Genomic DNA, 22,032 nt, shown 5'->3' on the forward strand with positions numbered 1-22,032 from the left:
CCACCACTCGGCCGGTCGCGGGCGGAAACCAGTTCACGCCAACTGCTGCAAGACGTGGTCCACCTGCCGGCGGCTGTAACCGGTCAATTTGGGATGCGTGTCGCACCAACCGCAAAGGAATCGATGAAAGTCCGCCCAGGCCCATGGATACAAAGCCCGCCACTCGGACTCCACTGCATCAACCAGGTCGCTGTCGACGCCGGCGCCGGCCAGCACCTCTCGGAGTCGTTGAAAGTAAACGTCCAGGCAGGCAGCTTCCTGCTGCTGGCATTCTCGATCGGACAAACAGCTGCCCAAGAAGTACGCGACATCCTTGATCCCGCAGCCTCCGCCGACGTACTGAAAATCGACCGCCGCCACGTGCCGGCCGGACACCGGAAAACAGAAGTTGGCGACTTTGGCATCCCCGTGGACCAACGTCTGGAAACGGCAAGCGGACAGCCGGCGGTCGATCGCCGCGGCGGCCTGCTTCAACGGACCATCGGCCATGGCGTGCCATTCCGCGTCGCGCGTCTGCAGATGCCAGTAGGTGCCCACCGGCCACAATCCCGCCGGGTCGGTTTGGAAAAACGTCCCGTGAAAATCGGCCAGCCATCGCAAACAGGCATCGCGCCGGGAATCATCCAGTCGGCTCATCCGCAGTGGGAATCCGGCCGCATCCAAGTCCTCCAACACCAGCACACGGTCTTCACCATCGGCTTCGACCGCAAAGCATTTGGGAACGCGGCACCCCGATGCGCAGCGTGAACTGACGTCGCGATACCAATGGCTCTCGACTTGGTAGGAGCGGAGCTTTCGCTGGTGGGCTGCCGGTCCCGACCAACCACGCGGGTTGGCACCGCCGCTGACCGGTGGTGCGATGTGCTTGACGATCACCGAGGCAGGTGCGGAACCGCCGGACAACTCCATCCGCAAAATCTGCCCGTAACCGCTCCACAGCGATTGAACCGGCTGCACTTTCCGCACGCTTTCGGCGCCCACGGCCTGGCAAACACGTCGGTGCAGTTCCGCAGCATCGCCCGCGTCGGCACGGCCCTTCGCCTGGCTCATGGGACGAACGTCATGGAAAACGCATTCCGAATCATCAAGTTGTTGCGTGTTTCGCGAAGCACGGGAAATTCGCTTCTTCCGGCATCAATCAACGGTATGCACAACGACGGAGTTGTGAGCCTTTTCCACGACACCGCTGCCGCTGACGAACACGATCCGGTCACCGACTTTCAGGACGCCCGTTTTCTTTCCCCAACGGCAGATCTCGGTGCGGATCTCGGCGGGGTGCCCCATTTTCTTGATCGCGATCGGCTTGATGCCCCAGAACAGATTCATTCGGCGAAGCGTTTCCTCGCAATCACTGGCTCCCAGGGTGGGAATCAGGCTTCGTGACTTGCTCTTCACCCAAGCCGTCCCGCCACTCTTGGTCGCGATCACAATCAGGCTGGCGTCGATCGCTTCGGCGATGTTGGTCGCAGCGAAAGTCACGGCGGTTGTGATCGGATGCACCCGATTGGTCACCGTTCGCTCGGTCATGTCGTGCGTCAACGACTGTTCGGTGCACTGCATGATCCGGCTCATCATCTGAACCGTCTTGACGGGAAAGTCACCGATGGCGGTTTCCCCGCTGAGCATGCACGCGTCCGCGCCGTCCAGGATTGCGTTGGCCACGTCACTGGCTTCCGCACGCGTCGGACGTGGGCTGTGGTGCATCGATTCCAACATCTGCGTCGCCACGATCACAGGCTTCACTTTTTCTTTGCACACACGGATGATCCGCTTCTGTGCCATCGGCGTCTCGGCGACATCGATTTCGACACCCAGATCCCCGCGTGCGACCATGATGCCGTCGGCCGCGTCGACGATCTGTTCCAAATTAGCCAACGCCTCAGGCTTCTCGATCTTGGCGATCACCAAAGCTTCGCAGTCGTGAGCGGTCAGGACGTTTTTCAGCGTCCGCACGTCCTCAGCCGTACGGACGAACGACAGGCTGATGAAATCGATTCCATGGTCGGCCGCCCAAATGGCATTGTCCAAGTCGTTGCGTTGCATCGCGGAGACGGACAGTTTGACACCGGGAAGATTGATTCCCTGGCGGCTTCGCAACTCTCCGGCCGCCGTTACCCGACACACTGCCCGGTCAGCCGACACCGATTCGACCTCCAATGCAACCATTCCGTCGGCCAGCATCACACGGTTCCCGACGGTCAATTCGTCGATCAACTTGCCGTAGGTACTGGTCAGCTCGTGATCGGTCTTCGGCTCGCCCCGACGAATGAACGTCAGCTGCATCCCCACGTCGCACTGCAACGGTTCATTGACCAGCTCGCCCAACCGGATTTTGGGACCCGCCAGGTCCAGCAACACCCCGACGTGAACGCCGGTCATCGCGGACGCTTCACGGATCGCGGCGAGCTTCTGTTCGTGATCGGGGATCTTGCCGTGCGCCGTGTTGATGCGGAACACGTCGGCCCCCGCTTCGATCAGCTCGGCAAGCTTCTCCGGCGTATCGCAGGCCGGACCGACGGTGGCAACGATCTTGGTGCAAGACTGGTCAAGCGACGGACGTGGCATGAAACGATCACGTGGTTGGAAAGTGGAAGCGAACGCCGCACCTGTTCAGCACCAGCGCAAACCGCATCGATCTCAGTTCACCCGACTCGCCGAAAACCGGCCTTGGGGCCAGGTCGGATATTCGACGATTCCAAGGGGGAAGTCTCGAACAGGTCCGCCCCGGACACGAGTGAATGGATGACCGTTGTAACGTGCCGACCGAGATCTGCAAAGAAACGTGGGTTCGTTCACCGATCGTTGGCGGCGGGAATCGATACGAAGTCCCTCGCTGGGAAGATTCTTGCTCCTTAACACCCACCGGATGGCGACCGGCTCACTTCGCGTGAACGGGCAAGTGATCTACAATGTCGCCCCGCTCCCCTGCCCTGCTCTGCCCTTCCCTGTCTGATCACCTCCGCTTCATCTTTTTTCCAGAACACCTTGTCCGCCGACTCTTCTCCCGCCGCCAAACCTCTCGCGATCATTTCCGGGGGATCCGCGGGCCTGGGGCTGGTGATCGCGCAAACGTTTGCAGATGCGGGATACGAATTGATCCTGCTGGGAAGATCCGCCGAACGTCTGGAAGCGGCCCAACGTCAGCTACAAGCCGCCGGGAGCGCCGAGGTGCAGTGGTTCGCCTGTGACGCAACCGACCCGCACCAGCTGCGCGATGTGGCCGCCAACGTGACGGACCGTTTCGGTCATTTAGACGTGCTGGTCAATTGCGTCGGAACCAGTGATCGCGGACGCGTCTGCGACCTGGACGCATCACGCGTCCATCAACTGATCGATCAGAACGTGATTGCCACATTGCACTGCAGCCAAGCGATGCTTCCGCTGCTGGAACGCTGCGGGGGTGTCGTCGTTAACATCGGGTCCTTGTCGGGGAAAGTCGGGGCCCGATTCCTGGGCGGTTACAACCTCGCCAAACATGCCTTGGCGGGCCTGACCCAACAAATGCGGTTGGAGTGGCGGGAAAAGGGGGTTCACGTGGGGCTGGTCAGCCCCGGCCCGATTCGCCGCGACGACGCGGGCCATCGCTACAAAGACCGTGTGGACGATTCGTTGCCAGAGCAAGCCGCGCGACCGGGCGGGGGCACCCGCGTCAAAGGCCTTCCGCCGGAACGCGTCGCGGCCGCCGTCTTGAAATGCGTCCGGCGACGACGTCCCGATTTGATCCTGCCGGGATACCTACGGCTGCTGATCACACTCGGCAATGCATCCCCCCGGGTAGGGGACTGGCTTTTACTGCGATTTACCAGCTGACAGCGCCCCTGACGGGTAACGCCCATCAGTGAGTGCGAGCACTCGGCGACCAGCGCCGGACAGAACCGCGGATGCCACACTCTCACGTCCGCGACAGCCGAAAACCGGCACTTCCGAGCGACGAAACAGCCCACCAGAGGGGACCCATTCATTGACTTGTCGGCATAGTGCACTAAGTTAACGGTGTTGGTTGCCGCCCCGCCGACCGGTCCCAACGGTCCCGCGGGTTCGACTGGCCCAAGCATGTGACGCCGGAAATCCGGAGATCCTGGAAACGGACTCCCGACGGCCGTCTTTTTTGGGATAGACTTTGCGGCACCCTCCTGCCCGCGGACACCTTTCCCCTGTCCGCACGCAGCCCACCCCACCACCCGCCCAGATCGCCGCGCCGCTTTCGCCGCAACTCGCTTGAGAGCGGATGCGCTGCGACGGTCTCCCACCCAGCACGAGCTGCCGCATGAATCTTTCACGGCAAAATCTCCGACACGCCTCCACCCGTCCGCGCGCGTCTGCCTGGTTTGCGACTTGCTTCGTCGCCCTGGCGTTTTGCGTCCTGACCGCGACGCCGACTCGAGCCGACGAAACCGCGGCGTCGGAGGCTTCTGGCGAAACCGCCCCCCAGGCGACTCCCGCGCAGACTTCTACCGAGCCGACGACTGCTGAAAGCAGTGCGAAATCGTCAGCGAATATGGAATCTGCGGTCCCCGATGCCGTTGACGCGAATCCCGCCACCGTCCGCTTCTCCTTTAACGGCGTCCCGTGGCGGGAGGTGATCAATTGGATCGCCGAGGAGGCCTCGCTGGCATTGCATGTCGACGCGGTACCGCCAGGCAGTTTCACTTACACGGATCCGAGCCCCTTCACGTTTGATGAAGCGATCGATCGGATCAACCTGTTCTTGTTGCCGGAAGGCTACTCGCTGGTCCGCAGCGGCAACTTGCTTTCGGTCATCAACCTGAGCGATCCGCGCAGTCTACAGCAACTTGATGCGTTGGCTGAGTTGGTGCGTCCGGAAGAACTGGCGGATCGAAACGCGCAGGACGTTGTCAAATGCCTGTTTCCGCTGGGAGCGTTGAAGGCCCAAGAAGCGGTCGATGAACTGTCCGCCATCAATTTGATGGTGACGCCCGCGGTATTTGAAAAGACCAATCAGTTGATGGTCACGGACACCGTCGCCAAGCTGCGGAACGTCAAAGCGGTCCTGGAGTCATTTGAACCCTCGGCGCTCGACAACGGCACCGTGGTCAAGAGTTTCACACTGGAACACGTCAGCGCCGAAGACGTGCTGGTCGTCGCCCGTCCGCACCTGGGTCTGGCAACCGGCGAGATGATCGGGATCGATGTCAGCCTTTCGTCGGACTTGCAGGGCAAGCACATTTTCGTCACCGGGATCGAAGACAAAGTCAAATTGATCGAACGACTGGTCGAGTCGATCGATGTTCCCGAGCCGTCACTGGCCGACACCCAGGGCGATGCCAAGTTCCAAGCCCACAAGATCGCCGGCGGCAATGTCGAATTGGCTTACGACGTTCTGCAGACGCTGCTAGCCGGCCAGGACGTGCGGCTTTCCAAGAACCAGACCGCCGGAACGGTCGTCGCCCTCGCTCCGCCGAAGGTGCAAGAAGAGATCGCCGCGACGGTTGCTCAGTTGGCGGCCGACGAAGCTCAATTCGAAGTGATTTCGCTGGGGTCGGTCGACCCGTTTGTCGCGATCGGGTTGATCGAAGAGATGCTGGATCTGACGGCGCCGCTGGACGACGACGACGACGACCGCGAAGCGCGACAGGCGCCGAAGATCGATGCCGATCCGGCGAATCGGCGGTTGTTTGTCCGTGGGACCCCCGAACAGGTCGAACAGATTCGCCAAATCGTCGAGGGTTTGGACGACAAGGAGCAGGCGGTTGCCAGCGACGCGAACATTCGTCTGCTGTCGATGCGAGGCAAGCGAGCTTTGGAATCGCTGGCTTTGGCGGCCAGGTTCTGGCGCAAACCCAATCCCTTGGTGCTCTTCAAATCGGACTCGGCGGCACTGAAGCCCAACACCGAACGCGTCGTGCACGAAGGTTCCGATGCGGGCCAGCCCAGCGAGGACGATTTGCTGGACGCTTTCAACGGAAACGTGCCGGACCACTTTGTCTCCTTGCACGGCCGCGGCCAGCTGCTGGAGACGCCTTCTCCGGACCCGAGTGAACCGGCGATCGAATGCCAGTTGACCTCGCGGGGCCTTCTGGTTCAGTGCGACGACCCGCGGGTGCTGGACCAGTTCGAAGACCATCTGGCCATGCTGACCGGCGGCATCGGAAGCCCCGCGGTTTCCGAACCGATCACGTTTTACTTGAAGTACACCGAACCGGCCGAGGCCCTGCGGATGCTGGCCGAACTGCTCGACGGCGGCGACGTGATCAGCGAATCGACCGGCGGCTCGTTGATCAATTCCGTGGTTTCTTCCCCGACAAGTTCCTACCTGGGTCCGATCCTGACCAACCGTGACGGAACCTTAAGCCTGATCGCGGGCACGGCCACGATTGTCGCCGATCCGCGGCTGAATCGGCTGATCGCCCAAGGGACCACCGAAGACATCGATCGCATCGAAGAGTACCTGCGAATCATCGAAAAGGACAACAGCATTACGTCGGTGGAAACCCACGGTCGCTCCCACGTGATTGAATTGGTTCACACGCGTGCTTCTGAGGTCGAAGCCGCGTTGCGAAAGGCGTTTGCCGGCCGCGTGGCCGAAGCAGCTTCATCGACGGCAGGCGGTGGCCCCCGCGGTGGCGGCGACCGAGACCGTGAGCGCGATCGTGACCGAGACGATGACCGGTCCCGAGACAATGACCGCCGCGACGACCGCCAGCCGCCCGCCCGTGGTGGCGCCGCGAAGGGACAGGACGACGAACCGAAGATGACGCTGGCCGTGCACGAACCCAGCAATTCGCTGATCGTGACCGCTCCGGACCAGCTGTTTGAAGAGGTCGAACGGTTGGCCAAGGTGATCGATGGCCGTGGAGAACAGGTCGTCCGCGTGCTGACCCCCAGCAACAGCAACGTGATCGAAGAGGTCTTGCAGCAGGTGATGCTGGGACAATCAGCCAGCCCCAGCCGATCCTCGCGTGACCGTGACCGCGATCGCGATCGACGCTAAATCCGAATGGCTCGCCAAATGATGAACGCTTGCATGCAATTGATCCTGCGATCCAGGGTCCAGCTGTTGGTCTTTGCCTTGGCCGCCGCCGTTCCGCTGACCGCGACCGCCCAATCGGGTTTGCGACAGTCGCTGGAACTACTGGACCGCGACGGGGACGGCTATCTGGAACCCGACGAAATCACGCCGCTGTCGCGTCCCTACCTGGAACGGATCGCCCGCGCCCGCCGGATCTCCTTGGACCGCCGCACCCGCATCGACGAGTGGCAGCAGGCCGCGAGAATTTACTACGCGATGCAAAACGGCACCGATGATGACAACGTTCGCGTCAGCGAGGAACGGTCCGTGGAACCGTTCGGGCTCAGCGATGACGACATCATGGTCCCGGAGTTTGGACTGCCGGACGTCAAGTATCCGTACACCAAAGACGACCTGGAGGATGCGGAGCGGGCCATTGAACGTTACGACCGCAACCGCGACGGATACCTCAGCCGCCGGGAAGCCGACCGGGGACGCTGGCGATACACCGACCCCTTCCTGATGGACTTCAACAAGGACGACCAGTTAAGCCGGCTGGAACTGGCACAGCGGTACGCACGGCGGCGGTTGGTCCGCGATGACGCCGGCGAGCTGATTCAGCGTGCCCGCCGGGTTGGGAACGGCATTCGTCCTTCGGTCGACGAAGATGACGACGACGACCGTCGTCGCCGAAGCCGCTGGTCACGCAGCGGGGGCAGCAAATATTGGTTGACCGCTGGCGTCTTGGATCGATTTGACGCCAACCGCAACGGCCAGCTGGAAAGCGACGAAGTCGTGGACTTAGGCATGCCCGCGGGCCAAATCGACATCGATCGCGACGGCGTCCTCTCCCGCGACGAATTGTTCGCGTACCTGTCTGATCTGCAGGACCAGACCGGCGACCTGACCGAAGGCCTGCCCGGCTGGTACTACGAGCTGGATGGCGATCGCGATGGACAAGTTTCGTTGATGGAATTCGCGGCCGAGCCGACCGACGCGCGTGTGAATGAATTCACTCGCATGGACACGAACCAAGACGGGCTGCTTTCACCGATCGAGGTCTTGTCGACCAAGGGCATGACTGGTGGTCGGTATGCCAATACCAACGCCGAGATCTTGCCTCCGCGGAAGACGATCGTTTCTGAGATCAACGTGGAAGATGATTTCATCATCGCGGACATGGACGTGCAGCTTTCCATCACCCACACCTACACGTCCTACCTGGACGGATACTTGACCGGTCCGGACGGCCAGCGGATTGAGCTGTTCACCGCGGTGGGGTCCAACGACGACCATTTCAACGAAACGGTGTTCGATGACCAGGCCCGCGAGCCGATCAACAAGGCTCGGCCTCCATTCGAAGGTACTTTCATTCCGGAAGGAACGGTGAAGCGTCAGCCCGGCCTGTCCACCTTCAACGGCAAGAGCATCAAGGGAGTGTGGCAACTGACGATCCGATGCTCGCGCAGCGACCGCTTTGGCATGCTGCACGAATGGGCGTTGATCGCACGACCGGATGAAGAAAGCTTGCTTGACGAGCGTCAAGAAGAGGTACCGGACACCGCTGACGAATCTACCGCCGAACTGACCAGTGCCGCCGCGGACTTCTCGTCGGGCGTGCCCGGATGGAACGACCAGATGGAAGCGGGACAGCTGAAGGCCTCGATGCCGGGCGACTGGTCGTCGGAGGTCAAAGCCGAACTCGCCAATCGGTTGCGGCGGCCGACGCCGCAGCAATGGGCGCAAATGAGCGAGACCGAGCGACAGGCAAAACTGGAAGCCAGAAAGCAAGCGATCGACCGGTACAAAAAGATGCTCGGGGGCGAGTAAACTGGGCGGGCTTCCCCGCCTCCGCCCTCTTGCCGATTCGGTCCCATGTCACTTCGAGTTCTTCCGGCATCCGTGTCGCTGCCGCTGATGCTGTTCGCAGCGTGTGCTCTCACGTTCTGCCAACCCGCCGCCGCCGCGGATAAGCCCAACTTCGTCGTCATCTTCTGTGACGACCTCGGCTGGGGCGATCTCACCTGTTACGGCCATCCCACGATCGCGACCCCGAATCTGGACCAGATGGCGGCGCAGGGGATGCGGCTGACGCAATTCTACGTCGCCTCCAGCGTGTGCACCCCCAGTCGATCGGCACTGGTCACCGGCCGTTATCCGGTGCGAACCGGAATGTACGGAAATCGTCGGGTGCTGTTTCCCGATTCGGTCGGCGGCCTGCAAGCCGACGAACTGACCATCGCCGAAGTGTTGAAGGACGCCGGATACGCGACTGGCATGGTCGGCAAATGGCACCTGGGGCACCTGCCGCAATATCTGCCGACCGAGCACGGTTTCGACAGCTACTACGGCATCCCCTACAGCAACGACATGGACAAGGTCGCCTCCCAAGCCAAGACCGGCCGACAGGTTTTCATTGATCCGGACTACCGACATTTCAATGTTCCGCTCCTGGCCGGCAGCGGTTCGGACGTCCGGCAGATCGAGCGGCCGGTCAATCAGAACACCATCACGCGGCGATACACCGAACGTGCGACCGAATACATTCGCAACAATGCCGCCCAACCGTTCTTTCTGTACCTGGCGCATTCCCTGCCGCACGTGCCGCTGTTTCGGGACGAGCCCTTCGTCGATCACTCGCTTGCCGGACTCTACGGCGATGTGATCGAGGAAATTGATTGGAGCGTCGGTCAGGTGCTGGAGACCCTGCGAAACGAGGGCATCGACCGGCAGACGTTGGTGGTCTTCACCAGCGACAACGGTCCCTGGCTGACGTTCGGCGATCAGGGCGGTTCGGCCGGACCGCTCCGCAACGGGAAAGGCACGACGTTCGAAGGGGGCCAGCGGGTGCCCGGCATCTTCTGGATGCCCGGCACGATTCCGGCGGGCAAGACCCAGCGCGGACTGGCCAGCACCTTGGACCTGTTGCCGACCTTCGCATCAATGGCGGGAACCGACATCGATGAAGACGTCGTCCTGGACGGGTTCGACCTGACGGCGATGCTGACCTCTGACGCCCCCTCGCCGCGCGAAACGTTTTTCTATTACCGCGACAGCCGGCTGATGGCCGTCCGACACGGACGCTACAAAGCGCACCTGATCACTCAGGACAGCTACACCCCGGCGGCGCGGACCCCCACCAAACATGATCCGCCGCTGTTGTACGATCTGGAGACCGACATCGGCGAAAAGCGTGATGTCGCCCAGCAGCATCCCGACGTGCTCAAGCAGATCGCGGAAATCATCCGCCAACACGAAAAGAATTTGGTCGTCGCGCCCAGCCAGTGCGACCGTAAACCCTAAACTGGGCATTGAGATTCTTTCTTGACCGTCTTAGGCTCTCCGCCAACTTGGCGGTTTGACCGCTTGTTCCAACCGGCGGCGGCTTCAAACTAGTCGCCCGTGTGATCGTCCCCCACCCTCCCTTGTCTGAGCGACTCCATGACCGCCTTTCCCGACATCCCGACTATTCAGTACGAAGGTCCCCAAAGCGACAACCCCTTGGCGTTCCGGTGGTACAACCCGGAGGAGGTCGTCGAGGGAAAGACGATGAAGGAACATTTTCGTTTCTCGATCGTGTACTGGCATACGTTTCGGGGAACCGGCAGCGATCCGTTCGGGCCCGGGACCGCAATTCGCCCCTGGGACGACGGTTCGGAATCCGTTGAAAACGCGCAGAACCGCGCCCGGGTGGCTTTCGAATTGTTCGAAAAACTCCAGGCACCTTATTACGCGTTCCACGACCGCGATGTCGCTCCCGAAGGAAGTTCGCTGAAGGAAACCAATGCGAACCTGGACGCGGTGGCCGACGTGCTGCTGGAAGAGCAGCAACGCAGCGGAGTCGGCTTGCTGTGGGGCACCGCCAACATGTTTTCCAATCCCCGCTTCATGCACGGCGCCGCGACCAGTTGCAATGCGGACGTGTTCGCCTACGCCGCCGCGCAAGTGAAGAAAGCGATGGAGGTCACGCACCGCCTGGGTGGGGAGAATTATGTGTTCTGGGGCGGACGGGAAGGCTATCAGAACCTGTACAACACCGACATGAAACGGGAATTGGATCACCTGGCGAAGTTCTTTCACATGGCCGTGGACTACGCCAAGGAAATCGGTTTCGACGGCCAGTTCCTGATCGAACCGAAACCGAAAGAGCCCACCAAGCACCAGTACGACAGCGACGCTGCGGCCTGTCTGAATTTCCTGCGGGCCTACGACTTGATGGATCACTTCAAGTTGAACCTGGAAACCAACCACGCCACGTTGGCCGGGCACACCATGATGCACGAACTGGACTACGCCGGTTCACAGGGTGCCCTGGGTAGCATTGACGCCAACACCGGCGACCTGCTGCTGGGCTGGGACACCGACCAGTTTGCCACCGATTATTACCTGACCACTCAGATGATGTACTACATCCTCAAGCACGGTGGACTGGGAACCGGGGGCGTGAACTTCGACGCCAAGCTGCGACGGGAATCGTTCGAGCCGATCGATCTGTTCTACGCGCACATCGGATCCATGGACGCCTACGCCAAGGGGCTGAAGATCGCAGCGGCCCTCCGTGCCGACAATGCCCTGGAGAATTTCATCTCCCAACGCTACAGCACCTGGGACAGCGGAATCGGTGCCAAAATCGAGTCCGGCGGAGTCGGTTTCGCGGATCTGGAAAGCTACATGCTGGAAAAGGGTGAGGTGGACGCCAACCAAAGCGGTCGGCAAGAACTGCTCGAAAGCGTCGTCAACCGCTACATCGATCGCGTGTAGAGCGTTCGTCAGGCACAGTCTGACCTACGGGACGCCGGTGTAGCTACCATCGCCAGACGGTGGCGAGCTGGTATCTTCCACGCTCTGGCGAGCGTGGCTACGCCAAACAACCCGGCCCTGCAGTCGTCAGGCACAGCCTGACCTACGTGACGCCGGTGTAGCTACCGTCGCCAGACGGTGGCGAGCTGTTATCTTCCACGCTCTGGCGAGCGTGGCTACGCCAAACCCAACCCTGCCCGTGCGGTCGTCAGGCACAGCCTGACCTACGGGACGCCGGTGTAGCTACCGTCGCCAGACGGTGGCGAGCTGTTATCTTCCACGCTCTGGCGAGCGTGGCTTCGCCAAACCAACCCTGCCGTGCGGTCGTCAGGCACAGCCTGACCTAAGCGAGCTGACGCCGGTGTAGCTACCGTCGCCAGACGGTGGCGAACTGGTATCTTCCACGCTCTGGCGAGCGTGGCTACGCCAAACCAACCCTGCCGTGCGGTCGTCAGGCACAGCCTGACCTACGTGACGCCGATGTAGCTACCGTCGCCAGACGGTGGCGAGCTGTTATCTTCCACGCTCTGGCGAGCGTGGCTACAGGTTCTTCGAACGGCTCAGTTCTCAACCTGGTGACGCGCCCAAGCCGCAGCTCCTTGGACTCCGGCGTCGTCGCCCAACTTGGCCGCAACGACTTCGAAACAGTCCTTGTAGACGCTCATCACACTTTTCCGAGCCGTCTTTGCGACCGTGCCCACGATCAAATCCTCCATGGCCTCGACCAATCCGCCGCCCAGGACGATCTTATCGGGGCAGAGCAGGTGGATGATGTTGACGACCGCGATCCCGATCGATTCGGCAGCTTCTTCCACCAATCGAATGATCACCTTGTCGCCCGCGGCGACGGAATCGGCCAATGCACCGCTGCGGATGTTGGCCAAATCGGTTCCCCCTTCTTTCAACAGTTGTGGGGCGTCGCCACGAAAGGCGGCTTTGGCGGCTTCGGCCGCAATCGACAGGCGACTGGCTTCCGCTTCCAGGGTTCCGGGCAGGTCGTAGCCGCTGCTACGTGTACTGCTGCTGATCCGCGTGTGCCCGATCTCCATGCAGCTGATGCCTTTCCCCTGCAGGATCGAACCTTCGTAGACGCAAGCCCCGCCGATCCCCGTTCCGGGAAAGATCCCGACGGCACAGCGGGAACCCTTGGCAACGCCAAACTGGTACTCGCCGTACAGGCCGGCGTCGACATCGTTGAGCACGACGGCCGGACAATTGAATTTCTTTTTGAGGAAGTCGCCGATGTCGACGTCGTCCCAGCCCAAATTGGGTGTCGTCAAGATCCGCCCTTTATCCAGATCGATCGGCCCCGGACACCCGATCCCGATCCCCTTGATGTTGTGATCCCCCAGGTCGTTTTCGTCGATCAAACGTTCGATCGTCGATCCAATCCTGGCGATCCCCTGATCGCTACCCTCGCGGCCACGCGTCTTGCGGCGACGACGTCCCAGCAGTTTCCAGTCTTGATCGTAGGCGGCGCTCAACATCTTGGTGCCGCCAAGATCAAAACCGATCCAGATGTCTTTCGTTTTCTCAGCCATTTTCTCTCCAGCGCGCCAACGTCAAGTCGAACGACGGTCCACTGCCGACGGTAGTTCCGCAACCGCGGGCCGAATCACCGTCGTCTTGGGCGTCGATTCGCGGCTCCGCAGAGGATACCCCAAAACGGGCGACATCGGCCTGGCGCCGAGCCGGAAAATGACCGACCGCGAACCGAATGCCCGGGGATTCGTTTATCATCGACATTGTTCGGGCGTCGAACAGCCCGCACCCCCGCCAAGGATCGTTCGGCGGGCCGCAAATGAGTCCCCGGGAGCGGATGGTCTGCCCGGTCACACCGACGATCTGCCTTGTCTCCCCAAAGCCCTCTCCCTTCCGCACAAATCCACTTCGCCGGGTCCCTTTCCGAAGCGGGCCGGCCCGACCACATCGGCCTTGGTCGAATGGTTGCCTGCGAGAATCTTTGCGGAAAAGTTTTTCTGATTCCTGAAATAAATCGGCTGCGGCGCGCAATGTTCTTTGCGACAGCGGATCCATGAGCGAATTTTCGGCCGAGCAAAGTTTTCCGGCGGACGGACCTGAAGGGAACGACGGGTCGACGCCCGATGAAACATCCCCAGTCGTTTCCGATGGCGGTCAGGCCTGGCGGCAATTGTTCCAACGGGTCGAGCCGGCACTGCGTCGCTTTTTGGCTGGCAAATTGCCTCAAACCGCTGACGTGGACGACTGCGTGCAACGGGTGTTTGTGGCCATGCTGCAAAACGAAACTCACGTCCCGGTTGTCGCCCGACGGGCTTGGTTGTTCCGCGTCGCGGCCAACGAAGCGGCGTACTGGTGGCGACAAAAAGCGTCGACCGACCGCGTGACAGAAAAACATGCTGCCTACCTCCAAAGCCGTCCACCGAACCAGAATCCTGATCCCCTCGAGAATCGAGAGACCGTCGAACAGATCCAGCGTTCCCTGCAGAAGTTGCCACAAGCGTCACGAGAAATCGTGCTGATGCGGCTTCGTGACGAAATGACTTTCCAGGCGATCGCTGACCAGTTGAACGTTCCGCTGGGAACCGTGCTGACACGGATGCGCCGCGCGATGCAGCGGCTTCGAGACGAATTGCAGGAAGAGCCGTAACCAAATCCATTCGATGAATTTCAAACCCGATCAACCGCACGACCGTTCCTCCGAGCCCGCGGGCCAGATTCGCCAGCGGTGCCTGGCCTACCTGTTGGGCGAAATGGACGAGCCCCAACGGGCGCAATTCGAGTCGCAGTTGGATGCCCCGGACGTGGCGGAAGTGCTGGTGCAGGAAAGCCAGTTGCTGCTGGACGTCGTCGACGCCTGCGACCAGTTCCCCCGGGGGACCCAATCGGTCGCCGCCTCCGCCCTGCCCTGCTCTGCCCCTGCCAAGCAGCCCGGTTCTGTCACCAAAGCGACAACCTCGGCATCCCGTGAATCCGACTCGCTTGACTCTCGGACTTGGCGACGGGCGATCATGGTCGCGTTTGCCCTGGCGGCCACCGTCTTGTTCGCCGTCGTCACCGCGCCCTTCACACAGCAGTCCGATACGATGTCCAGCGCGGTGCAGTCGCAGGACGAGCGATCCGAACAATTTCAGCTGCGGTTGGCACGCGTCTGGGTCGATCCCGCGGTCGACTGGGAATCAGAATCTGACACGGCGGTCTCGGACTCGCTCACCGCGGTCGAGGAGATACCGGTCCGCGAAACCGAATCACCGACCGATCAGGATGAGTCGCTTGACTGGATGGTCACTGCGGTGCGAGCCGTTTCGTTGGAGGGCCAACCCAATGACGGCTGAATCAAAACTCATTTCGTGGCGACCCTGGTGGGGCGTGATCGGGCTGATCCTGTTTTGCGGTTCGGCCGCGGGATTTGATGTCCAGGGAAACGATGCGGCGGTGCGTCTGACTTCCAACGGCGGCACGGCTGCCTCCGACGAGGCCGGCAAGAACCGACCGCAATTGGATCGCGAGCTGGAGAAGAATGTCCTGCAAATGGTCGACAGCCACCTTCCCGAATTGAAGGTGCTGCTGGATCGCTTGCGAAGCAAAGATCCAGGGCAGTACGAGGCCGCGATCCGCAACCTTGCAAATTCATCTCGTCGGCTGCAGGCGGCAAAGAAGCGTGGCGAGGAAGCATTTGAGCTGGAAGTCGAGGTCGTCAAAGCACGGTCAGCGGTCAACCTGCTCGTTGCGAAATTGAAGCTGCGGGATCGCGCCGCCGATCGCAAAGCCCTTCGCGAAGCCACCGAACACCTGGAACGAGCCGAGCTGGCCCGTTCGCGCTACGAGTATTCCGTGTGGCAACAACGCCTGGAAAAAATGCGTCAACAGGTCAACACGGTCCAGGAGCGACTGCAGACGAAAGAACGGCGCTTCGACGAAAACTTGCAGCAGTCCTACGAAAACTACCTTCGCAAGGCCGGTCGGAAACAGCTCCGTTGACGACCGCCCTGCCCTGCCCTTCCAATTCCCTCCCTCAGCGAATCCGTTTGGTCTCATGAAGAAACTCTCCTTTCTGATTGGCGTCTTGCTGGCCGTCGCGGTCCCGGCCCCGTTGGGATTGGTGACCACAGCCCACGCCGAACCGATCTCGCCAAAACGTTCCAAAGACGCCGCCGCGTCGGAATCGCCGGTGCCTTCCCAATCGATTGCGACCCGGTTCGGTGACCAGGATGTTCAAGAGGTTCCTGACTTTCAAAAACACGTGATGCCGCTGCTGGGTCGTCTGGGTTGCAACGGGCGTTCTTGCCACGGCTCCTTTCAGGGACGCGGCGATTTTCGTCTTTCGCTGTTCGGATACGATTTCTCCGGCGATCACGAGGCTTTGCTCGCTGAAGACACCGGGCGCGTCGACCCCGATGACGTCGATGAAAGTTTGATCCTGGCCAAACCCACCGACGAGGACATGCATGAAGGCGGAAAACGGTTCGATCGGCACGGCTGGGAATATCGTGTGCTCCGAAATTGGATCGCGGCCGGCGCAAAGTTCCAATCCGGATCGGTGCAGACGTTGGAATCGCTGGAGATTCAGCCCGCTGAAATCCGCGTCGACCAACCCGACCAGAACATCGAACTGAAGGCCATTGCCCATTGGGAAGACGGTTCGGCCGAAGACGTGACACCGCTGTGCCGCTTCAGCACCAATGACGAATCGATCGCGGCGATCAACGAACAAGGTGTCGTCACGTCCGGTGAAACCGGGGACACCCACGTCGTCGTCTACTACGACAATGCCGTCGTTCCCGTGCTCGTGATTCGCCCGTTGGAAGAGATTCAAATCGCGGCCGACCAATCGGTCGCCGACCGCCAGGGGGCAACCGCCATCGATCGGCTGATCGAAGCGAAGCTGAACAAATTGGGAATCATCCCGTCAGCTCGTTGCACCGATGCGGAGTTTATCCGCCGCGTTTCGTTGGACATCACCGGGATCCTTCCCTCCGGAGAAGAGGTGCGCGAGTTCCTGGCGGACGAATCACCGACCAAACGCACCGAACTGGTCGATCGTCTGCTCGAATCGCCCGCCTACGCCGCCTGGTGGGCCACGCGCATGAGCGACTGGACCGGCAACAATGCCGAACAGATGAACAACGTTTTGCCCGTCCGCAACGTCAGCACACGGCTTTGGTTTGAATGGCTGCGGACCCGACTGGAGGCCAACGTCCCCTACGACCAGATCATCGAGGGCATTGTCACCGCGGAAACCCGACAGGAAGGCGAAAGCTATCTGGAATACTGCGAAGAGATGACGAAGGCGTGCGCCGGTGAGCCGGAGCGCTTTGCCAAGCGTGATGGCATGCCACTGTTCTGGGCCCGTCGGAATTTTCAAAAGCCCGAGGAACGAGCCATTGGGTTTGCCTACACGTTCCTGGGAGTCCGCATCGAATGCGCACAGTGCCACAAGCACCCCTTCGATCAGTGGTCCAAAAACGACTTCGATGAATTCGCCAAACTCTTCACGCCGATCCGCGCTGGCAATGCCAACCAGATCGCACCGGAGTCGCGCAAAACACGCGACGAGTTGGTGGAGAAATTGACCGGTGGCAAGGAACTCAAGGGCGGCGACCTGCGTCGAGCGGTTGCCAAAGCGGCCCGAGATGGGGAGGTCGTTCCGTTTGGCGAACTGGTCGTCAACGTGCGCGGCATCAGCCCGCAAGAACGCCAACGGCGGGCGAAGGCCAAGAAGGCCGGTCGGACGCTTCCACCGGCACGTGTCCCCGGAGGAAAGATCCTGGGACTGGAAGAGGAAATCGAGCTGTCCGAAGACCCCCGTCCGGCGCTGATGCAATGGCTGCGTGACGAGTCGAATCCTTACTTTGCCAAAGCGATCGTCAATCGGGTCTGGAGCAACTACTTCGGGGTCGGCATCGTCGATCCGACCGACGACATGAACCTGGCCAATCCGCCCAGCAATGCGGCCCTGCTGGATCACCTGGCAAACGAATTCATCCGACACGACTTTGACCTGAAATGGTTGCACCGCGAAATCGTCGCCAGTGACGCCTACCAGCGGAGCGCCCAAACCAACGCCAGCAACTTGGCGGACCGGACCAATTTTTCGCACCACCTGCCACGCCGAATGCCGGCCGAAGTCGTCTTTGACATGGTCGCGTTGGCCACCGGGTCGACGAGCAAGGCGGAAAAGATGCGAGACGACTTGGACAAGATGGCGATCGCCGAAGCCAATCCCCGGTTGCGAAATCAGTCGACCTTTGCCCTGGACGTTTTCGGACAGTCGATTCGCGAAACCAACTGTGATTGCGATCGCAGCGACGCTCCCAGCTTGCTGCAATCGATCTACCTGCGGAACGATGAAGAGATGTATCGACGGATTGCCGATCGCGACGGCTGGGTTGCCGAGATCTGCGCCGAAATGGGCTTGTCAGCGCCCCAGTTTGGTGCGGATCCACGACAGACTCCCCAGCAACGCGCCGCCGACGCCCTCCGACGCCAGGTGATCAGCCGCGTCAAACAGTTCAACCGATTGCCGGAAGACCGTCAGTCCAAAATGCGACCGCAGTTGGAAGCACAGTACAAGAAGCTGGCCCGTCGCATGAAGTCGGATTACCAGGTGCCTCCGTTGAAGAAGCTGATCGCCAACCCGGATTCGTGGAGCGAGTTGAGCCCGGTGGGGCTGCGGACCGGCGAAGGCGACCAGGACGGCGTCGCGACGTCCCTTTCGGACGTTGTCCAGGAAGCTTACCTGCGGACGCTCAGTCGTTTCCCCGACGAAGAAGAATCCGAAGTCGCCGTGCAGTACATCCGGCAGTCGGAAAACCCGACCAGCGGTCTGGAGGGCCTGATGTGGGCCTTGGTCAACACCAAGGAATTCATCATCAGCCACTGAGCCCGGTCCACGGCAAACTCTCCCCGCGTGGCGATCCCGTCGGTCATCGAGACCGAGGGATGCCAACGGGGAACCAGTCGGCTTCCCATCCAACTTTCAGATTTTTCCAACCACCCAATCTTTCCGAACACACAACCGGCGCCTCCCGCCAATTGTTTCACCCCTCAGGATCCCACCGATGAAATTACACCAAACTTGCGACGGCGTTCGAAGACGCGACCTGCTGAAAGTCGGCAGTCTGTCCCTGGGCGGATTGACGTTGGCCGGCTACGAGCGGTTGGCGGCAGCCGGTCAAGTCTCGCCGGGAAACGCGCAGCGTGCCATTTTCATTGAACTTCCCGGTGGTCCGTCGCACATCGACACGTTCGATCCCAAGCCCGATGCTCCGGATACCCATCGCGGGTCCTTCAACCCGATTGCCACCAATGTGCCCGGCATCCAGATTTGCGAGCACCTGCCAAAGCTCGCCTCGTGCATGGACAAATTTGTGATCCTGCGCGGCGTCAGCCACACGCTGGCGGCGCACCGGTTGGGCCAGGAGTACGTCAACACGGGAAGCAAGCCGATCCCGGCGCTGGAATACCCCAGCTACGCGGCCGTGGTTTCCAAGGAGCGACCGGCCGATCAAGACATCCCCGATGCTGTCGCGGTTCCCAAGGCAAATCAAGGCCCCGGATTTTTGGGCATTCGGTACTCACCGCTGGAAACCAACGGACAACCCAGCTTCGGAAAACCCTTCAACGTTCGGGGCATTTCGCTTCCGGGCGGCATCGGCATCGATGAAGTTCAGCGTCGGCAATCCCTGTTGAAGAAACTCGATCGCCGCTTCACCAGCCTGGAACAGAACGACCAACTGCTGGACGGACTGGACCGATTCGGTGACCAGGCCTATTCGATGATCACTTCCTCGCGTGCCCGCAACGCCTTCGACATCAGCCAGGAACCGGAAAGCTTTGCCCGCCAGTTCGGCGAAGACTCCTTCGGCCAGAGCTGTCTGCTGGCGCTGCGCCTGGTGGAGTCAGGCGTGCGGTTTGTGTCGTTGCAGCTTGGCGGCTGGGACACGCACACGGACAACTTCACGAAGCTGAAGACCAACAACCTGCCCAAGCTGGATTTCGGCCTGAGCGGTCTGTTGACCGGTTTGGAGCAACGCGGACTGCTGGAATCAACCGCCGTGTTCGTCACCGGCGAATTCGGACGCACCCCCAAGATCAACTCGCGGTCGGCTGAGGGCGGACGCGACCACTACCCACGATGCATGTTCATGCTGATGGCTGGTGGCAACGTGCGTGGCGGTCAGGTCATCGGGGAAAGCGACGACACGGCTTCGGGGCCGCGCCACGAGGGTATTTCCCCGGACAACGTCGCGGCGAGTTTCTACCACAACCTGGGAATCGACCCGAACACCGAGTACGACAGCTCCACCGGTCGTCCGATCACGTTGGTCCGAGACGGATCCGTGATCGATCAGCTGTTCAGCTGATCCTCGCCCGCCATGGACGCCCCCGGCGCGAATTTTATGCGGCTGCCATCAACCGACGGTGTCTCTACCGTCGCCAGCCGGTGGCTGTGGGGCGTTGCATCGCAATCTGGCCCGCATCGATGACGCTCGCTCTGGCGGGCGTCGATGTTTCCCACGCCAACAAGCGTGTTCGCGGCAATTTCTGTTCGCTGCGATTTCTGGTTGTTGGGCTTTCTGGTTCGCTGGGCATTAAGCGTCGTCGCTGCGAAGCGATCGAATCGCAATGCCCACGACCTTATCTGCCCCGACGCTCTGATTCGTCCGGCCAAACTTCTCCCAGCAGCGCAAAGGAGAAGGGCCATGGTGAAGCCCTCCCTGCCTCACCATGGCCCATCAGTGCTGGAACGATGGCACCGATCGTTCCACCCTCCCAATCCATGGTACAAGAGTTATCGGCAGGCTCCGGTCGCCACCTGTAGCGGTTTCGTCACGTCGCACGATTTTTTTCTTCGGCCGGACTGAAGCGGTTTGCTAGCATCCGCGGCGCAGTTGATCAGCGATCCCGGCGGCGGCGGCGGAGCGCGCACGAAAAACCGGCACCCTGACTCCGCGCGGGCGGATTCAAGGTGCCGGTGAGATCCCCTCGTATCGATCGTTGGGCAAGCTTTGTCTGACAACGAGTAGCGACGCTCGCCAGAGCGTGGCTTTCCCCCGCGATCGCGACGGCAGCCACTCGGTTTGCGAGTTTTCAGACAGTGGCTAAGTGGACAGCGCCACTTTGGGTGAGCCGGGTGGCGCTAGCCGCGGGTTTTCTCGCCTCGACCGGCGGCTAGCGCCTTGCCGCTCATTGCACTGCAAATCACGGTGTTTTTGATTGAAAGTGGCGCTGTCCAGCTAATCGGATCCAGACGAATCGGCCTGGAGGTTTGGCCGGTCCGTGCTCACTTCGTCCGGATCCCCGCAACTGGGCAACGAGGCCTTTGCACCGACGTCAACTCACCGGGTGACGCATCACTGTGCGTCGCACGAATCGCAGCTGCCACCGCCGACCCATTCGACGGGCGCCGGTCCGCAGTTGCCACCGCATTGTCCGCTGCCGCATTGTCCGCTGCCGCAGTGGCCGCTTCCACAGTGACCGTTTCCGCAGTGGCCACCCAGATTCAACTGCGCGTGGCATCGGTTGCGGTATCCGTCCCAGACGTGGGTGTTGCAGGCGTTGGAACGCCAGTACTGGTAGAACGTTGACGTCGGCAGTTGCGGCGTGACGTAGGGAGTGCAAGCGGTCTCGGTCAGCAGGTGACCGCAGTGGCCCCCATGACATCCGTGCCCGCAATGGCCTTCGCACGAATTTCCGCAACCGCAATCACCGACAGCCCCCACGGCCGGATCAACCGTCGTGTAGGGAACGCCCTGATCTTGCAAGGGTTGGGGGATAGCGGGCGCGTCCATCACTTCGCCCTCGGCGACCGGCTCGGGAACCGGCAGCGGCATCGGGGTGTCGGCCGCGGTGAATTGCAGCGAATCCGATGCGGTCGGTTCGACGATCGGAGCCGGCTGTCCGAACTGAACGTCGGCCAACAGAGACTTGAAGTCGTCGGCGGCGTGAGCCGATTGGCCGAATGCCAAGGTGCTTCCGAGGATCGCCAACGCGACGCAGCGATTGAGGAGAGTGCGTTTACGCATGATTAACATCCATGTGCTTGATGGAAGGGAGAGGACCGGCATGCCAGACCCCATCATTCCGACGGGCCTCCATGCCGCAGCAGTTCTATCACTTGAAGCATTCCCGCGCCGCACCGCAGACGCAAACGGATCTCGCAAAAACTTTTGCGATCACGGCATGGATCGACCGCTCGACCGAAAACCACGGCAACCCTTTCTCAATCGTTCTTTAGGCCGCAGCGTGACGACCTTCTCTGACCGGAACAATCGGACGGT

At 61.1% G+C, this 22,032-nt stretch carries 14 protein-coding genes; 10 read left to right on the forward strand and 4 right to left on the reverse strand.

What is annotated here, in order from left to right:
* Positions 1-33 precede the first annotated feature (33 nt).
* A complete protein-coding gene (locus FYK55_RS09665; protein WP_150076184.1) occupies positions 34-1,050 on the reverse strand; it encodes a phosphotransferase in 1,017 nt (338 codons plus the stop codon).
* An 84-nt stretch (positions 1,051-1,134) separates the two neighbouring features.
* On the reverse strand, positions 1,135-2,565 hold the full coding sequence (pyk, locus tag FYK55_RS09670) for a pyruvate kinase (protein WP_150076185.1): 1,431 nt from the start codon (positions 2,563-2,565) through the stop codon (positions 1,135-1,137).
* A 420-nt stretch (positions 2,566-2,985) separates the two neighbouring features.
* Here pyk and FYK55_RS09675 point away from each other — a divergent pair, with 420 nt between their 5' ends.
* The 5 genes from FYK55_RS09675 to xylA all read left to right on the forward strand — a co-directional run bounded on the left by FYK55_RS09675 (position 2,986) and on the right by xylA (position 11,731).
* Positions 2,986-3,810 carry an SDR family NAD(P)-dependent oxidoreductase gene (locus tag FYK55_RS09675; protein ID WP_161604402.1) on the forward strand — a complete coding sequence of 275 codons (825 nt, stop codon included), beginning with the start codon at positions 2,986-2,988 and terminating at the stop codon, positions 3,808-3,810.
* Positions 3,811-4,267: 457 nt separating this feature from the next.
* Entirely contained in the window at positions 4,268-6,952 is a 2,685-nt protein-coding gene (locus tag FYK55_RS09680; protein WP_235908556.1) for a secretin N-terminal domain-containing protein, read from the forward strand.
* 33 nt (positions 6,953-6,985) lie between these two features.
* Positions 6,986-8,800 (forward strand): proprotein convertase P-domain-containing protein, encoded by a 1,815-nt coding sequence (locus tag FYK55_RS09685; RefSeq protein ID WP_150076187.1) that lies wholly within the window; start codon positions 6,986-6,988, stop codon positions 8,798-8,800.
* 45 nt (positions 8,801-8,845) lie between these two features.
* Positions 8,846-10,273, forward strand: coding sequence for a sulfatase family protein (locus FYK55_RS09690; protein ID WP_150076188.1), 1,428 nt, complete (start codon positions 8,846-8,848; stop codon positions 10,271-10,273).
* A gap of 138 nt (positions 10,274-10,411) precedes the next feature.
* Entirely contained in the window at positions 10,412-11,731 is a 1,320-nt protein-coding gene (gene xylA, locus FYK55_RS09695; protein WP_150076189.1) for a xylose isomerase, read from the forward strand.
* Between the two features lie 599 nt (positions 11,732-12,330).
* Here the strand turns inward: xylA and FYK55_RS09700 are convergent.
* Positions 12,331-13,311, reverse strand: a complete 981-nt coding sequence (locus FYK55_RS09700; RefSeq protein ID WP_150076190.1) for an ROK family protein — start codon at positions 13,309-13,311, stop codon at positions 12,331-12,333.
* Positions 13,312-13,805: 494 nt separating this feature from the next.
* Here FYK55_RS09700 and FYK55_RS09705 point away from each other — a divergent pair, with 494 nt between their 5' ends.
* The 5 genes from FYK55_RS09705 (at position 13,806) to FYK55_RS09725 (ending at position 20,115) form a co-directional block, all read left to right on the forward strand.
* Positions 13,806-14,399: an RNA polymerase sigma factor gene (locus FYK55_RS09705; RefSeq protein WP_150076191.1), complete on the forward strand. Its 594-nt coding sequence runs from the start codon at positions 13,806-13,808 to the stop codon at positions 14,397-14,399.
* A gap of 13 nt (positions 14,400-14,412) precedes the next feature.
* The gene (locus FYK55_RS09710) at positions 14,413-15,084 is read left to right on the forward strand and encodes a hypothetical protein (protein WP_150076192.1); all 672 of its coding nucleotides are present in this window, start codon (positions 14,413-14,415) and stop codon (positions 15,082-15,084) included.
* Positions 15,074-15,730, forward strand: a complete 657-nt coding sequence (locus tag FYK55_RS09715) for a hypothetical protein (protein ID WP_150076193.1) — start codon at positions 15,074-15,076, stop codon at positions 15,728-15,730. The genes FYK55_RS09710 and FYK55_RS09715 overlap by 11 nt, the downstream gene beginning before the upstream one ends.
* Before the next feature lie 55 nt (positions 15,731-15,785).
* On the forward strand, positions 15,786-18,632 hold the full coding sequence (locus tag FYK55_RS09720; RefSeq protein WP_235908557.1) for a DUF1549 and DUF1553 domain-containing protein: 2,847 nt from the start codon (positions 15,786-15,788) through the stop codon (positions 18,630-18,632).
* Positions 18,633-18,810: 178 nt separating this feature from the next.
* Positions 18,811-20,115 (forward strand): DUF1501 domain-containing protein, encoded by a 1,305-nt coding sequence (locus FYK55_RS09725; RefSeq protein ID WP_150076194.1) that lies wholly within the window; start codon positions 18,811-18,813, stop codon positions 20,113-20,115.
* Between the two features lie 990 nt (positions 20,116-21,105).
* On the opposite strand, the gene FYK55_RS09730 is transcribed toward FYK55_RS09725, so the two are convergent.
* Entirely contained in the window at positions 21,106-21,777 is a 672-nt protein-coding gene (locus FYK55_RS09730; protein WP_150076195.1) for a hypothetical protein, read from the reverse strand.
* Positions 21,778-22,032 lie beyond the last annotated feature (255 nt).

It is taken from the genome of Roseiconus nitratireducens, assembly GCF_008629675.1.
Taxonomy (GTDB): domain Bacteria; phylum Planctomycetota; class Planctomycetia; order Pirellulales; family Pirellulaceae; genus Stieleria; species Stieleria nitratireducens.